Annotated in this window: 9 protein-coding genes; 7 read left to right on the top strand and 2 right to left on the bottom strand. The window is 69.0% G+C overall.

All coding sequences use genetic code 11. The features are described from left to right. The first annotated feature begins 3 nt into the window (after nt 1-3). Both VKV57_10760 and VKV57_10755 read left to right on the top strand, forming a co-directional pair. Nucleotides 4-1,401, top strand: a complete 1,398-nt coding sequence (locus VKV57_10760; protein ID HLW60388.1) for a GldG family protein — start codon at nt 4-6, stop codon at nt 1,399-1,401. After that, nucleotides 1,398-2,765 (top strand): DUF4340 domain-containing protein, encoded by a 1,368-nt coding sequence (locus VKV57_10755; protein HLW60387.1) that lies wholly within the window; start codon nt 1,398-1,400, stop codon nt 2,763-2,765. Before VKV57_10760 ends, VKV57_10755 begins: the two co-directional genes overlap by 4 nt. A 9-nt stretch (nt 2,766-2,774) precedes the next feature. Here VKV57_10755 and VKV57_10750 read toward each other — a convergent pair whose 3' ends face one another. After that, nucleotides 2,775-4,373, bottom strand: coding sequence for a glycosyltransferase family 39 protein (locus VKV57_10750; GenBank protein HLW60386.1), 1,599 nt, complete (start codon nt 4,371-4,373; stop codon nt 2,775-2,777). A gap of 184 nt (nt 4,374-4,557) precedes the next feature. Here VKV57_10750 and VKV57_10745 point away from each other — a divergent pair, with 184 nt between their 5' ends. The 3 genes from VKV57_10745 to VKV57_10735 all read left to right on the top strand — a co-directional run bounded on the left by VKV57_10745 (nt 4,558) and on the right by VKV57_10735 (nt 11,289). After that, a complete protein-coding gene (locus VKV57_10745) occupies nt 4,558-6,774 on the top strand; it encodes a phosphodiester glycosidase family protein (protein HLW60385.1) in 2,217 nt (738 codons plus the stop codon). Nucleotides 6,775-6,925: 151 nt separating this feature from the next. Next, the gene (locus tag VKV57_10740) at nt 6,926-9,085 is read left to right on the top strand and encodes a transglycosylase SLT domain-containing protein (protein ID HLW60384.1); all 2,160 of its coding nucleotides are present in this window, start codon (nt 6,926-6,928) and stop codon (nt 9,083-9,085) included. Between the two features lie 272 nt (nt 9,086-9,357). Continuing rightward, entirely contained in the window at nt 9,358-11,289 is a 1,932-nt protein-coding gene (locus tag VKV57_10735; GenBank protein HLW60383.1) for a S9 family peptidase, read from the top strand. A 220-nt stretch (nt 11,290-11,509) separates the two neighbouring features. Here VKV57_10735 and VKV57_10730 read toward each other — a convergent pair whose 3' ends face one another. Beyond that, complete coding sequence (locus tag VKV57_10730; protein ID HLW60382.1) at nt 11,510-12,697, bottom strand: aminotransferase class V-fold PLP-dependent enzyme; 1,188 nt, start codon at nt 12,695-12,697, stop codon at nt 11,510-11,512. 108 nt (nt 12,698-12,805) lie between these two features. Between VKV57_10730 and VKV57_10725 the strand changes: the two genes are divergently transcribed. Both VKV57_10725 and VKV57_10720 read left to right on the top strand, forming a co-directional pair. Continuing rightward, complete coding sequence (locus VKV57_10725) at nt 12,806-13,627, top strand: HAD-IIA family hydrolase (protein HLW60381.1); 822 nt, start codon at nt 12,806-12,808, stop codon at nt 13,625-13,627. Continuing rightward, the gene (locus VKV57_10720; GenBank protein HLW60380.1) at nt 13,624-14,556 is read left to right on the top strand and encodes a sugar ABC transporter permease; all 933 of its coding nucleotides are present in this window, start codon (nt 13,624-13,626) and stop codon (nt 14,554-14,556) included. Before VKV57_10725 ends, VKV57_10720 begins: the two co-directional genes overlap by 4 nt. Nucleotides 14,557-14,568: the final 12 nt, after the last annotated feature.

Genomic DNA, 14,568 nt, shown 5'->3' with positions numbered 1-14,568 from the left:
GCGATGCAGCGGCGCAACACCCTGTTGACGGCCAACGCACTGGTCTCCGCGGTGCTCATCGCGGCCCTTCTCGCCGCCTTGAACTACCTGGGAAGCGAACACCACACGCGCTGGGACTTGACCGCAACCCGCGAGCACTCGCTCTCGCCCCAAACGATCAAGGTGCTCCGATCCCTGCCCGGTCCGGTGGACGCGGTGGCCTTCCCCAACGCGGACACGGCGTCGAGTTACCGGCAGTTCCTCACCATCTATCAATACTACTCGAAGAACTTCCAATACCGGATCGTGGACCCCGATCGCAATCCCGCGGACGCCCAGAAGTACAAGATCACCTCCTACGGGCAGATCGTCCTCACCCGCGGGAAGGCCTCCTACACCGTCGATTCGGACACCGAGGAACAGCTGACGAACGGGCTGCTGCATCTTCTGCAGACGTCAAAAAAGGTCGTCTATGCGCTCCAGGGCGAGGGCGAAGCCCCGCTCGATGACTTTACCCGGAACGGGATGGGGACGGTGAAGCAGGCGCTGACGGGTAAGGGGTTTGACGTCAAGCCCCTGCTGCTCGTTCAGACCGGCCAGGTGCCGGACGATGCGAACGCGGTGGTGGTCCCTTCGCCCACCCGAGACTTTCTCCCTCAGGAGCGGGACGCCCTCGACCGGTACTTCGCGAACGGGGGGAAGCTACTGATCTTGATCGATCCCCAGACGCCCTCGGGGATCCGGACATGGCTCGAAACCACCTTTCATGTTGCCGCCCCCGGCGGCGTCGTCATCGACCCCGTCTCCCGGCTCCTGGGCGGGGACCCGCGGGTTCCGATCGTCACCCAGTATCCGTTCAACGACATCACGCAGAACTTTACCGTCGCCACCGCGTTTCCGCTGAGCACCCCGCTGGCCCCGCAGGCCAAAACGCTGGGACTGACGGTGACGCCGGTCGTGAAGAGCTCGGACGCGAGTTACGTCAAAGTCAATCTGAACACCGACAACCTCCGGTTCGAACCGGGGACCGACGTCAAGGGCCCGGCCACGCTGGCGGTTGAGGTGGCCCCCGCGCCCAGCGCCCCCCCGACCCCCGCCAAGAAACCGGACGCGACCGCGTCCGGACCCCAGCCGCCCGCAGCGGCGGCCCCCAAGGGATCGGCGGTGATTTTCGGCAACAGCGCGTTCATCCGAAACACCTACATCGGACTGGTGGGGAACCGTGACCTCTTTACGAGCGCCGTGGCGTGGTTGACGCAGTCCGGCGACCTCGTGAGCATCGCCCCGCGCACCTCCCCCTTTGACGCGTTCATCATCGCGGGGACCCAAGGGCGCTACCTGTTTTTGGGCAGCGTGGTTGCGCTTCCGCTTGCCCTCCTGCTGCTTGGCGGCACGGTCTACTTTAGAAGGAGAAGCCTGTGAGCCCCCGGATCACGGTTGGCCTTGCCGTTGCGCTCGCCATCGTCATCGGATACATCTTCCTCGTCGACCGACCGCAAGCGCAGCGGGCGGAAGAGGCGAAGCACCTCGTGCAGCTGGCGAGCAAGGATATCACCACGATCGCCCTGGTCTCTTCCAAGGGCCAGGTCGAGCTCTCCCGCCGAGACGCCACCCACTGGGAGCTGACCCGTCCGATCAAGGTCCCGGCGGCGTCCTTCGCGGTGAGCGGCCTGCTCGACACCATCACGGGTGTCGTGCCGACGCAAACGCTCGGCACGGGGGGTGACGTTCATGCCTACGGACTCGACGCCCCCACCGCGCAGATTACGCTCGGCGCGTCCAAGGGACAGACCGTTTCGCTCGAAATCGGCAAACCCGCTCCGGTCGGGTCGGTGTCGTACGCGCGCGTGCAGCCGGGGGGGAAGATTTATGAGATCGACAGCTCCACCCGGGATGCCTTGGCCAAGTCGGCGACCGACCTCCGTCAGAAGACGGTCGCGGACTTCGCGAACGCCGACGTCCAGAAAGTCCGAATCGTCTCGCCGACCGGGACGCTGGTCGTCGATCGGCTGGGCCCGGACCGGTGGAAGATCGAGGGCCCGCACGCATGGCCGGCCGACGATTTCAAGGTGACGGACCTCTTTTTCCCGCTCACGACCACCGAGGCCAAGGTGTTCCACGACGGGACGACGGACCTTTCCGCCTACGGACTGGATCACCCCGCGGTGACCATCGATGTGACGGTGAAGGACCATCCCGAGCCGCTGCGGATCCTCCTCGCCCAGCGGGGGAAGATCGCCTACGCGGCGGCCGCCGGCTCGCAGGCGGTCCTGGAGCTCGACGGTTCGATCGTCGGAAAGGAGACCCCGGATGCGCTGTCGCTCGTCAGCCGGCGACTCCTTCCATACAATAGCCAGGACCTCACCAGCCTCACCTGGCGCCGCGGCGCCCAAACCCTGGCCGTCCGGCGCCAGGGGCCGGGCTTTACCGGCGGCGGGCTCTCCGACGCCGACATCTCTTCTTTGTTCTCGACCATGAACCTCACCGATGCCGACAAGGTGGAGCCCCTCGCCTCGGCGCCGTCCGGGACACCGGCGTTTGAGATTCAGACCGACGGTGCCGCCGACGCGCAGTTTCTCGTGCAGGTGTACAAAGAGCCGAAGGGCGGGTGGCTCGCCACGGATCCGGCGCTGGCGCTCCAGTACCACTTGGCCGCGAACGCCTTCGACAGCCTCCCGGGCTCGGTGAAGACGTTCCTGGGGCTCGCTCAGCCGGTGAAGCCGACCCCGCAGTCAGGCGCCCCGACGAAGACGGCCCCGGCCCCGGCGGCTCCAAAGAAGAAGTAGCCCGCCGCTTCACCGCGGCGGGGAAATTGGGAAGTTGCTGACAAGCGCGAGGCCGCTCGGGGTGATGGCGAGGACCGTGGGCGTGGGCAGGACGGGCGATCCTGCGGCGGCCTCCGGCACGATGGCCAGGACGCGTCCCCCCCGCCAGGCTCGGGCGAGCGTATCCCCGTTCACGAACTCGACCGGCCTGTCGATGTAGTAGTCGGCGAACTCATTGAATGCCCCCAGGACCAGCACCTGAGCATCGGCGACCGGGATGGCGTTGATGATCCGCGCGAGCGGTCGCCACGGTGAGATCTGGTCCCACGTTCGGGCCAGCATCGCCATCGCCAGCCCGTAGGCGAGCAGCGTCATCGCCGCCAGCACCACGATCGCCCTCCGCGGACGGCCCAGAAACGTGAGGGCCGCATAGCTGGCGAGCGCCAGAGCGAACGGTGGGAGGAACGCCCAGAAGAGCGGGGCGTAGTGTCGAGACTCCTCGGGAAACTTCCAAAAAGGGACGACGGCCACGACGCCCAGCAGCGGCAGGGCCGCGGCGAGCGAAACCGCGGCCGCCTGTTTCGCCCACCGGGGCTGGCCCAGCGCGTGCCCGGCCAGCACCGCGAGCGGGGGAAAGACCGGGAGGATGTACCGGCTCGATTTGTCTCCCAGGGAGAGGGACAGGAACCCCAGCACCACGATGACCCACAGCGTGCAGGTCCAGAGCAGGGGTTCCTCGCGCCTGGCTGCCCACCCGCCCCTCAGCGCCGGCCACAGCCACCCGGTCCACGGAAGGAATCCGAGGGGGACCAGCAGCACGTACGCCCCGAACCCGGCCCACCAGGGTACCGTGGTCGGCGAGGTCTGCACGTGATGGAAGTACCGTCCCACGCCGAGGGTGCCGCCGAGAAAGAAGGTGTCGGCAAACGGTCGGCCCTGGCGGAGGATCCCGATGACGAACCAAGGAGCGGTCAGGCCGAGGAAGACGAGGACCGCGAGGATGGCCACGGGGAGCGGGCGGGGGGGGAGACGGGGGCGGTCGACCATGAGGTGGGCGCCGACGATCAGCACCGGCATCACCAGGCCGGCGAGGCCGATCGACAGCACGGCGCAGGCCACCGCGCACGAGGCGAGGACGGCAGCGGCGCCGGGGGCTCCGCGCTCCCACCGAAGGAACCCGTAGACGGCCAGCGTGACGAAGAGCGTGAGCGGAATGTGTTGCTCCGGGACAAGGCTTTGATAGAAGAACTGCATCGTCGTCAACAGAATGAGGGCGGAAAGGAGCGCCTGAGGCCGGGGCAGGGCGAGGCGGGCCAGCGCGAACGTGGTCAGCACCGTCGCGATGGCGAGGCCGATGTGCCAGACCCGGAGGACCCACTCCCCGGTGCCGAACACCGCCATGCAGGCGCTCATCAGCCAGAACGTCATGGGCGGTTTGTCCACGACCGGCATGATCCGGTGATGGAGGGTGAGCCAGTCGCCCGAGGCGAGGATGTTCTTGGCGATCTTCCCGTAGAAGGCGGTCACGCCGTCGGTGAGGGGCAGCGGCATCCCGGCCAGCAGCACAGTCCCCCCTGCCAGCAGGAGCCAAAGGGTCCAGGCCGGGGCGTGGCGATCTTCAGCGGACACTCGACGGCGCTTCGTCGGGATGCCGGCGGTCTCCTGGTGTTGCGAGCGATCGGCGCCGCAAAAATCGTCGCCAAGGCAGGACGGCGCCGCCGAGCGGCGAATGGATCGGTTGACGCAGACGTTGCAGCATCGGACGGGTCGCCGAATGTGCTCACCCAGACATCGTCGTTTCCTCGGTTGGCTGGTGTTCGTCTCATGCCTCGGTCTCGCCGGTCGGGGCCTGGCGCAGTCGCTCCCGGCCAACTGGCCGGCGGTGCTGTTCTCCTCAGGCTTCACCGTCCCCGTCGCCTCGGGCGTGCTCTACAGCCACTTCGGCCTCACCACGACGGACGGACCGCTCGAAATCCACCACCTCCGGGTGGACCTTAACAACCCCACGGTCCGCGTGACCACGGCGCTGGCCCACGACCGGTTGATGAGCGATGATGAGACGACCTCCTCGCTCGTGCTGCGGAACGGGGCGATCGCAGGCGTCAACGCGGACTACTTTGATATCGGCGGGTCGGGGATCCCGCTCAACATCCTCGTCCGCGACGAGGGGTTGCTCCGCAGCCCGTGGCGGTTCGTGGCCCTGGCCATCGGGAAGGACGGGACCGCCCGCATCGTCCGGTTCCGGTGGACCGGGACCGTCGCGCTGCCCGAGACCGGAGAGACGCATCCCCTCGACGGCTACAATAGCGCGTTGCCGACGGACGGGGTGGTCGCCCTCTCCGACGTGCGCGGGTTTGGCGCTCCCCCGCCGGATTCGGGCGTGCGACAGATGGTCGTGGAGCTGAGTCCGGCCGACGATTCCAGCCCCTTGCTCGTGAAGCCGGATTCGGTGACGCCTCTGGCCGGGTCGGGCCTGCCCGATTCGGGCCGGTACTTCGTCAAGCAGGTGTGGCCGCAACAGGCGTTCTACGCGCCTTTCCCCAAGGGCGAGGTCATCCTTCTCGGCCGGGGGAGCGGTGCGGATTGGCTCACGCAGAAGCTCACCGCCGGCGCGGTCGTCCAGCTGAACCTGACGACGGATCCCGACTGGCGGGACTTCCAGGGGATCATCGGGGGCGGGCCGGTGCTCGTGCAGAACGGGCAGGTGGTCGACGACCCCGATGCCCCGTCGCCGCAGGAGCGCGACCACCGCAACCCGGTGATCGCCGTCGGCATCGCGCGGGACGGCCGCACGCTCACGTTCGTCGAGGTCGACGGCCGCCAGCCGAACCTCAGCATCGGGCTCACCCGGCCCCAGTTCGGCGCCTACATGCAGTGGCTCGGTGCCTACCAGGCGATGGCCTTTGACAGCGGCGGATCGGCCACCCTCGTCGCCCGGCTTCCGGGGCAACCCGCGCCGACCGTCGTCAACTCCCCCTCCGACGGCCGGGAGCGCCCGGTCGCCGATGCGCTGCTCATCCAGAGCACGTCCGTGCCCGGTGCGGCCGTCAGGCTCATGGTTAACGCCAACCAACCGCTGTACCTTTTCGCCGGGGCGGCGGCATCCCTGCTGACGATCGGTGTCGACGCGCAGGGCAACCCGGTGCCCCCGCCGGAGCCGCTTCAGGTCTCGGCGCTGCCGCCAATTGCGACGTACACCAACGGGGTCCTCACCGCGGGCACCGCTCCCGGCGACGGTGTGCTCCAGGTGCAAAGCGGACCGGCAGCGGGATCGGTCCGGGTTGTCGTGGTGAATCGCCTGAGGCGCGTCGTGGTCAGCCCGGAGTCGGTCACGCTGGTCCCGGGCGCCGGATGGAGTTTCGCGCTCTCGGGACTCGACGCCGAGGGCCACCCGGTGATCTTGCCGACCGCTTCCGGAACGTGGGTCGTGAACCCGCCCGCCCTCGGCACCATCGCGGCGCCTGGAGAGTTCGTCGCGGGGGACAGACCCGGGAAGGGGACGATCAGCGTTCACCTCGGCGGTGTGGCGGCTCAGGTGCACGTCGCGATCGGGAGCGCCGCGCGGCCTGTGTCCCAATTCGATCGCGGAGACTGGGCGTTTCGTGGGTACCCGGACAGCGTCACCGGCTCGGTTGCCCTGGTCACCGCCCCCAGTCATGCGCATCGTCCATCCGCGGAGCTGGCGTTCCGTCTCGATGGGCCGACCACCCGAGCGGCGTACCTGATGACCCGACTCGGCCTCACCGGCACGCCCACGGGGATGACGCTCTGGGTACATGGCGATGGGAGCGGGGTCTGGCTCCGGGGGACGTATGACCAGGCCAGCGGTCCCCCCGGCACCGTCACCTTTGCACGCCGCGTGACCTGGGTGGGATGGCGCTCGGTGACGGCCCAGCTGCCCGCGGGGCTCACCTACCCGATCACGTGGACGTCGTTTTACGTCGTGGAGACCGATCCGACCCGCGCCCCGCACGGCGTGCTCTACCTCAGCAGCCTCCGGGCGATCTACTCGCAGGGCGCCGGCAAGTAGCGCGCCCCACCCGGGCCCTCCGCAGGGGGGGCCGCGAAGACCGTCGAACACCTCGACCGAGATTTTGACACCCGGCGCCGCCCGGGTTTCCTCTGATTCATTCGACCCCGACCGCCGGATGGTGTTCCCACGGTCTATCGCGAGCGCGATCATGGCACTCATAGGAGGTGTGGGGACGCGCACCGTTATCGCCGTGGGGTTGATCCTCGGACTTGGGCTGACGGGGCCCATCCGTGCGCTCGCCACGCCTGACGAAGACCTCAAAAACGCCGTGGAGGCGTACAGCCTCGGTCACCTCGCTCAGGCCCGCATCGTGCTCGATGCTCTGGAATCGGACCCCGGCGTCAACGGCGGCCGGGCGGCCTATCTGCTCGGGATCATCAACCTGCAGATGGAGAAGTTTGCGCTGGCCGAGTCCGCGTTCAGCGAGGCCGAGACGAAGCTCCCCGTCCTTGCCGATCACGCGATCTACTACCGGGCGGTGGCCGCGTTTCACGCCGGTGATTACAACGCCGCCGCGCAAGAGTTTCAGGATCTCTTGACGCGATTCGCCACGAGTTCGCTGCGCGGCCTCGCGCTGTTCTGGGAGGCCGAGAGCCTCTGGGGCATCCATGCCCCCGACACGCCGGACGCCTTCCATCGATACCTGGAGGCGTACGGGCAGGGGGCCCACGCCGCGCAGGCGTGGTTCGACATGGGCGAAGCGCTGTTGCAGTCCAATCGTTGGGCGGAGGCGGCGCAGGCGTACCGCCGGGTCCGCTGGGGATTCGAGGGCAGCCCATTCTGGAAGCCGGCGTGGACCCGTCTGCAGGCCCTGGCGGCGGTCCATCCTCTGCCGTCCGACACCACCCCCCCCGAGGTGTTCTACGGACGCGCGCTGGCCGACATGGGCGGGGGAAACTTCGCTCCGGCGCGGGCCGAGCTCCAGCGCGTGCTCGGCATGCCCGACGGTTGGCGGGTCGCGGACGACGCCCTGTACCAGCTCGGGGTCATGGCGTTCCAGAGCGGCCATCTCGATGACGCCGGCTCCGACTTTCGCAGGGTCGTGAACCTCCATCGATCGCACGGCGACGACTCGCTGTACTATCTCGAGCGGATCGCGTTGCGGCGGGATCGCGAGGGCGACGCGCTGGCAATCGCCCGAGAGCTGATCAAGGACTATCCCGGCTCCTCGCTCGCTCCGCGGTCCCTGTTCGCGATCGGGGAAGTGCGCCAAGATCGGGGGGCGCTCGGCCCGGCGATGGGGCTTTTCCGCGAGGCCGGGGAGCGGTTCCCCGGCACCCTGTGGGGGCAGCGGGCGTTGTGGGCGGTGGGGTGGGTGCGGTTCCGGTCGCACGAGCTCGGCCCCGCCCGCTCCGCCTGGATGCGCGTGGCCCAGGAGCGGGGCGGGGAGGCCGCCCCCGCGGCGCTGTACTGGGCGGGGCGCGCGGCCGAGGCGCTCGGGCAGAAGGACCAGGCGCAGGATGGGTACCGGCGCGTCGCCGCCGAGTACCCCGATTCGTATTACGGACAGCGGGGAGCGGCGCGGCTCAACCAACCGATCAGGGCGACCGTGACGCCGCTTGCGGATCCGCCTTTGGGAGAAGTCCCGTCGTTCGACAAGTTTCGCGAGCTGGACGCGCTCGCGCAGATCGATGACGCGACGATGGAGTTGACCGCGGCCGCGGCATCGGTCCCGTCGAAGTATCGTGAAAGCATCGGGGCGCGCCTCAGCCAGCGCTACGCCCAGCAAGGCGATGTCGGTCGAGCGATTGCGATGGCCGAGCAGGTGCGCGACGCCGCCGGTGGCTCCGGACGCGGGCTGCCGCTGCTGCTCTGGGAAGGCCTATACCCGCAGGCGTTTTGGGAGACCGTGACGCGCGCGGCCGGGCGAACCGGGGTCGATCCCTATCTCGTGGCGGGGATCATCCGCGAGGAGAGCCGGTTCGATCCCAATGCCGTCTCACCCGCCAACGCGTATGGACTGATGCAGCTGCTGCCGGGAACGGCGAAGGGCGCGGCCCGTCTGGCCGGGATGCCGGCGCCGGATCTGCGGGGACTCGTTGACCCGCAGACCAACATCTCGTTGGGGGCCGTGGTGTTGGAGGAGCTCCTTCACCTGTTCAACAGGGTCGATCTGGCCATCGCCGCCTACAACGCGGGCCCCGAGGCGGTCCGGGGCTGGGAGGCGCGGCGGGGCGTGTTTGACCCCGATGCGTTTGTCGAGGAGATTCCGTACACCGAAACCCGGTTGTACGTGAAGACGGTGCTCCAGTCCGCCGGCATGTACCGGTGGCTCTATCGGGACGGTCACCCCTCGGCGACCCCCTAACCCGTGAGCGTCTGTCGGCACTGACAGCTTCTTCTCTTCACGTCGATTTGGGGCATTTCACAGCGCAGGACCGCGCGCCGGCGGCGGCGTAAGCATTGTCGTCGCCGCGTGGGCGGCTCCGTCCGGCTGGCGGTCGGCATGATTCGGTCCTGACCCGATCGGCTTTCAAACCCGGCGTGGTGCTGTCCAAGGTCTCCGCCTCCACCCCGTGCGGCCGGCTGAACCGGGCGGTGCAAGATCCGCCCGCCATCCATAGGCAGAGGAGCACTCGCATGCCCGATCGCCGCATCGCGCCCCACGGTTCGTGGAAATCCCCCGTCACCTCAGACCTGATCGTATCCCACACGGTTGGGCTCGGGGAGATCGCCGTCGACGGCGAGGACATCTATTGGGTGGAGACGCGCCCGACCGAGGGCGGCAGGAGCACCGTTGTCCGCCGCACGCCGGACGGGCGGACGCAGGATGTCGTCCCCCCCCAGTTCAACGCCCGCACCCGCGTGCACGAATACGGCGGGGGGGCGTTCCTCGCCGCGGGAGGGACCGTGTACTTTTCGCATTTTGGGGACCACCGTCTGTATCGACGGGCCCCCGGGGGGGCCCCCGAGCCGCTGACCCCCCCCGGGCAGTGGCGGTACGCCGATGCGATCATCGACCGGCCGCGTGAGGGCCTGGTCTGTGTGCGCGAGGACCACACCGATCCGGCGCGCGAGGCGGTGAATACGCTCGTGCGAATCGACCTGCGCCGTCCCTCTGCGGGGCGCGTGCTCGTCTCCGGCAACGACTTTTACTCCAACCCCCGCCTCAGCCCCGACGGGTCGCGATTGGCTTGGCTCACCTGGCGCCATCCCAACATGCCCTGGGACGGGACCGAGTTGTGGACCGCGGAGGTCCGGGACGACGGGGGATTGGGGCGGAGCGAGTTGATCGCGGGGGGCGAGCGGGAGTCGATCTTTCAGCCGGAGTGGTCGCCCGACGGCGTCCTCCACTTTGTCTCCGATCGGACGGGGTGGTGGAATCTCTACCGGTGGCGTGGCGGGCAGGTCGAGCCGCTGTGTGGCATGGCCGGGGAGTTTGGGACGGCGCAGTGGGTGTTCGGGATGTCTACCTACGGCTTCGACGGCCCCGGCCGCATCATCTGCGCCCACAAGGCACGAGGGATGTGGCACCTGGGGGTGTTGGACGCGGCGCGTGGTGGACTCGAGGCGATCGAACCGTCCTTCTCCGAGGTGTGGAGCGTGCGCGCCGGGCCGGGATACGTCGTCCTGGGGGCCGGGTCCCCGAGCGCCGCCACGGCGATTCTTCGGATCGATCTGGCTTCCCGTCGAACGGAGGTGCTGCGCCGTTCGGGGGAAATCACGGTCGATCCCGGATACCTCTCTCTGGCGGAACCGGTCGAATTCCCGACCGAGGGTGGGCAGACGGCGCACGGGTTCTTTTACCCCCCGCGCAACCGGGACTTTGCGGCGCCCGACGGCGAGAAGCCCCCGCTCCTGGTCCGGAGCCACGGCGGCCCGACCGGCGCGGCCTCCGCCACGCTCGACCTGGGGGTTCAGTACTGGACCAGCCGGGGCTTCGCCTTCCTCGACGTGAACTACGGGGGTAGCACCGGCTACGGCCGCCGGTACCGCGAGCGGCTCAACGGGGAATGGGGCGTGGTCGACGTGGATGATTGCGTCAACGGCGCGCGGGAGATGGTGCGGCGCGGGCTGGTCGATGGCACCCGGCTGATCATCCGCGGGGGGAGCGCGGGAGGGTACACGACCCTGTGCGCGCTGGCGTTTCGATCCGTCTTCAAGGCGGGGGCGAGCCACTTCGGCATCGGCGACCTCGAGGTCTTCGTGCGGGACACCCACAAGTTCGAGTCCCGCTACCTCGAGCGGTTGGTCGGCCCCTACCCCGAGATGCGGGAGCGCTACCGCGAGCGGTCGCCGATCCACTCCGTCGATCGGATTGCCTGCCCGATGATTCTCTTCCAGGGGCTCGACGACAAGATCGTGCCGCCGAATCAGGCGGAGCTGATGGTCGCGGCGCTCAGGGCGAAGGGACTCCCCGTGGCCTATCTGGCCTTCGAGGGAGAGCAGCACGGGTTTCGCCGCGCGGAGAACATCAAGCGGGCGCTGGACGGTGAACTGTACTTTTACTCGCGGGTGTTTCGATTTTCGCCGGCGGACCCGATCGAGCCCGTCCCCATCGAGAACCTGTAGCCCGCCCCGGCGTCCCGGGGCGGGGCGGCACGCGGCGCGTCGATCGTCACGGGCACACGGGCGTCAACGGGGAGCCGATCCCCGTCACCGCGTGAGCATCCGGTGCTCCCGGTTCGCCGCGGTGCTCGTCGCAGCGGGGAGCGGGTCGAGCAGGTGCGCGGTGTTCCCGCGGTGGTTTGGACCGTGTCCGCGGCGCCGGCGGCGAGTGGTCCGCCTGCCGTCAGATCGCCGCGGCGGCCGGGGCGTGTTGCTCCATGAGCGCGTGCAGGCAGGCCGTGAGACCGGCGCCGAGGGGCAGGCGGATGCCGGCCACGGCACATGCCATCTCCATTCCGCCGATGGTGGCGAGGACCTCAAGCTCGTTGAGGGCGCCGAGGTGCCCGATCCGGAACGCTTTTCCTTTGAGGCGGCCGAGCCCGGTCCCGAGCGCGAGGTTGAGGCGGGCCGCCCCCGCGCGCACCACGGCGTCGGCGTCCGCGTGCTCGGGGACGAGCACCGTGGTCAGGCTGGGCGAGGAGAGCACGGGGTCGCGGCACAGGATGGACAGCCCGGTGGCCGTGACCGCCCGGCGGACGGCTCCCGCCAGGCGGCGGTGCCGGGCGAAGACATTGGGGAGCCCCTCTTCCAGAAGCATCCGGACCGCCTCGCGCAGACCGTAGAGCAGGAGCGTCGCCGGCGTGTAGGGGAAGTACCCGCGCCGGCTTTCCTCCAAAACCGGTCGCCAGTCGAAGAAGTACCGCGGCGTCGTGACCCGCGCGCTCGCCTCGATCGCCCGCGGACTCGCGCACAGGATCGCCATCCCAGGGGGCAGCATCAGCCCTTTCTGGCTGCCGGTGAGGGCGACGTCGATCTCCCACTCGTCGAAGCGGAGATCCACGCTCGCCAGGCCGCTGACGGCGTCGACCAATAGCAGGGCGGGATGTTTCGCCGCGCGCATCGCTTCCCGGATCGCTTTGAGGTCGGAGGTGACCCCGGTCGAGGTTTCGTTGTGCACCGCGAGGACCGCCTTATACGTCCCCGCGGCGTCCTGGGCGAGCAGGTCGTGCACCAGCCGGGGCGGGATGCCGTCTCCCCAGGTGAGATCGATTTCGTTCACCACTGCCCCCAGCCGCCGGGCGACCTCAGCGTAGAGGTGGCTGAAGTATCCGTTGTTGAAGGCGAGCACCCGGTCGCCCGGGCTGACGGTGTTCACCAGGGAGGCTTCCCAGGCGCCGGTTCCCGACGCCGGATAGAGGACGATCTCCCCGCGCGCGGTCTGGAAGACCCGCTTCAGCCCGGTCAGGATCTCGGCGACGAGCGGCGGGAGCTCAGGTCCGCGATGGTCGGGCACGGGGCGGTCCATGGCCCGGAGGATCCGATCCGGGACGTTGGTCGGGCCGGGGATCTGCAGGAAGTGACGGCCTGGCATGGGCGCGCTCCTCTCTGCGTCGTGACCGCTATGCCCTTCGAAGCACGGCCGCCGTTTCCCTTGGGGGGAGGGGAAGGCAGCGGGCATCCAAGCCTCGAAGACTGCGCCATGACCGATGGATCGGCGCGCCCCGGCTGGTATCCGGGGTATGCGCTCGACCTCGACGGCACCGTGTATCTCGGCGACACCCTGCTGCCCGGCGCGGCGGAGACGATCGCCGGGCTCCGGGCCGCGGGGAGCCGGGTGGTCTTCCTCTCGAACAATCCCCTGCGCTCCCGGGCGGCGTACGCTGATCTGTTGACCGCGCTCACGATTCCGACGTCCGCCGATGACGTGCTGAATTCTTCCGGGGTCATGGTCGAGTACCTGCGCAGTCGGTTTCCCGGCCGGCGCTTGTTCGTGATCGGGGAGCCGTCGTTTCTGGACGAACTGCGGGCGGCGGGGTTCTCCCTGACCGAGGAGGCCGGCCGGGTCGAGGTCGTGGTCGCCGCGTTCGACCGGGGGTTTGACTACCGCAAATTGCAGATCGCGTTCGACGCGATCAGGGCCGGCGCCCGATTCGTCGCCACCAACCCGGATCCGTACTGCCCGGTGCCAGGGGGAGGCCTGCCGGACTGCGCCGCCGTGGTGGCCGCGATTGAGGCCTCGACGGGAGCGAAGGTGGAAGAGGTGGTGGGGAAGCCCTCGCCCGTGATGGCCCGCGCCGTCCTGGCCCGCCTCGCCCTTCCGGCGGGGCTGACGATCATGGTGGGCGACCGGCTGTCCACCGATGTGGCGATGGGCGTCGGCGCCGGCATGCACACGGCCCTCGTGCTGACGGGTGCGACCCGACGGGCCGACCTCGCCGGCGCGGCCGTCCGCCCCGAGTTCGTGCTGGAGGACCTCCGCGGGCTGCTGCCCACCCCCACCCCGGGAAGGGGGCCGCGTTGAGCGGGCGGGGGACGGGCAGGGACGCGGGGGATGCGGTGCGGCGGCGGGCCCGTGCGCGGGGCCGCCGCGATCTCCTGGGGGCCCTCGCCTACCTCCTCCCGTCGCTCGCGGTCTTTGCCGTCTTCGTCTTTTACCCGCTGCTGAAGAACGTCCAGCTCAGCCTCTACGAGACCAGCCCCCTCGGAGGGTTGGGGTTGTTCATCGGCGGCAGCAACTACTCCCAACTGCTGCAGGATCCGGCGTTCCTGAACAGCCTGCGCGTCACCTTTCTCTTCGCGCTGTACACGGTTCCCGCCGGCATCGTCCTGGGGCTGCCGCTCGCCATGCTGGCCAACCGGAAGATTCGGGGGGTGGTCGCGTACCGCACCGCCTACTCGTTCACGATCGCGGTGAGCATCGCGGCGGCGGCACTGATCTGGGAATGGCTCCTGGATCCGAACGTCGGCATGCTCAACTACCTCCTCGGCCTCATCCATCTGCCGAAGGTGGGATGGCTCACCGATCCGCGATGGGCTCTGATGGCGGTGGCGGCGACGACCGTCTGGAAGGACCTCGGGTTCAATGTCGTGGTGCTCCTGGCCGCCCTCCAGGGCGTGCCCGACGAGTTGACCGAGGCGGCCCGGATCGATGGGGCGGGCCGGTGGGGGGTGTTCCGGAACGTGGTGATCCCGGCGATCTCGCCCGCGTTGTTCTTTGTCGGCGTCGTCGCCACGATCGGCGTCCTGCAGTCGTTCGGCCAGGTGAACATCCTCACCCAGGGCGGGCCGGTGGAGGCGACGAACGTCATCGTCTACTCCATCTACCGAAATGCGTTCTTCAACTTCCGGTTCGGGCTGGCGGCGGCGCAAGCGATGCTGCTGTTCGTCCTCGTGCTGATCCTCACCGCGGCGCAGTTCACCGTGTTCGAGCGGTTCGTGACCTACCAATGACCCCGGGGTCCC

Source organism: bacterium (assembly GCA_035307765.1).
Lineage (GTDB): Bacteria > Sysuimicrobiota > Sysuimicrobiia > Sysuimicrobiales > Segetimicrobiaceae > Segetimicrobium.
This window is presented reverse-complemented; position numbering and strand designations above follow the sequence as displayed.

Excerpts from the sequence above, each read along its gene's own strand:
- VKV57_10760 (HLW60388.1), top strand. The coding sequence starts at position 4 with ATGCAGCGGCGCAACACCCTGTTGACGGCCAACGCACTGGTCTCCGCG.
- VKV57_10730 (HLW60382.1), bottom strand. The coding sequence starts at position 12,697 with ATGCCAGGCCGTCACTTCCTGCAGATCCCCGGCCCGACCAACGTCCCG.
- VKV57_10735 (HLW60383.1), top strand. The coding sequence starts at position 9,358 with ATGCCCGATCGCCGCATCGCGCCCCACGGTTCGTGGAAATCCCCCGTC.
- VKV57_10740 (HLW60384.1), top strand. The coding sequence starts at position 6,926 with ATGGCACTCATAGGAGGTGTGGGGACGCGCACCGTTATCGCCGTGGGG.
- VKV57_10725 (HLW60381.1), top strand. The coding sequence starts at position 12,806 with ATGACCGATGGATCGGCGCGCCCCGGCTGGTATCCGGGGTATGCGCTC.